This is a genomic window from Nocardia amamiensis (genome assembly GCF_015477605.1).
Lineage (GTDB): Bacteria > Actinomycetota > Actinomycetes > Mycobacteriales > Mycobacteriaceae > Nocardia > Nocardia amamiensis_A.
On record NZ_JADLQX010000163.1, the window covers coordinates 1 to 1,179 of the forward strand.

General features: G+C 69.1%; 1 protein-coding gene. It reads left to right on the plus strand.

Going from position 1 to position 1,179, the window contains the following annotated elements:
* Nucleotides 1-1,179: amino acid adenylation domain-containing protein (locus tag IU459_RS37260; protein WP_195134271.1), on the plus strand; the 1,179-nt coding region annotated here is incomplete at both ends.

Sequence of the window (1,179 nt, forward strand, 5' to 3'; positions counted from 1 at the left end):
GAACACGGCGTATGTGATCTTTACGTCGGGTTCGACCGGGGTGCCGAAGGGGGTGGCGTTGACCCACCGGGCGACGGTGCACCAGCTGGCCTGGGCACAGGGGCGGTATCGGCTCGACGGCAGTGATGTGGTGTTGCACAAGACGCCGATCACGTTCGACATTTCGGTGTGGGAGTTGTTCTGGCCTTTGCAGGTCGGGGCGCGGGTGGTGATCGCTGCTGCGGACGGGCATCGGGATCCGCGTTATCTGGCGGCGCTGATGGAGGCCGAGGCGGTGACGACGGTGCATTTCGTGCCGTCGATGCTGGCGGCGTACCTGGCGGCGGTGCCGGCACCGTTGGCGGTGAGTGTGCGGCGGGTGTTCGCCGCCGGGGAGGCCTTGCCGGCGGATCTGGTCGACCGGTTCGCGCGGTACGGCGAGGCGGAGTTGCACAACTGGTACGGCCCGGCCGAGGCCGAGGTGGTCACCGCGTGGCAGTGCGATGCCTGCGACGGTCCGGCCCGGGGCGCCGGTGTGCCGATCGGGTCACCGGTATGGAACACGCAGACCCTCGTGCTGGATTCCCGGTTGCATCCGGTGCCGGTGGGGGTGGTGGGTGAGTTGTATTTGGCGGGTGTGCAGTTGGCGCGGGGCTATCACGGTCGGCCGGGCCTGACGGCGGGTGGGTTCGTGGCGTGTCCGTTCGGCGGGTCGGGGGAGCGGATGTATCGGACGGGGGATGTGGTGCGGTGGCGTGGGGATGGGCAGTTGGAGTATGTGGGGCGCACCGATTTCCAGGTCAAGTTGCGCGGTCAGCGGATCGAGTTGGGGGAGATCGAGGCGGCACTGCGCGGGCACGAGCGGGTCGAGCAGGCGGTGGTGGTGTTCCACCACGATCCCCACGTCGGGGACCGGTTGGTCGGTTATGTCACCGGCCGGGACGTCGACCCGGCCGGTGTCAGCGACCACCTCCGTTCCCGGTTGCCGTCGTATATGGTTCCGGCCGCGGTGGTGGTGCTCGAGGGGTTGCCGGTGACTGCGTCGGGGAAGGTGGATCGGCGGGCGTTGCCGGTGCCGGTGTTCGCCCCGGTGGTGTTCCGGGCGCCGGTGACTGCGGTGGAGCAGGTGGTGGCGGGGGTGTTCGCGGAGGTGTTGGGGGTGGAGCGGGTGGGGCTCGACGACGATTTCTTCGCATTGGG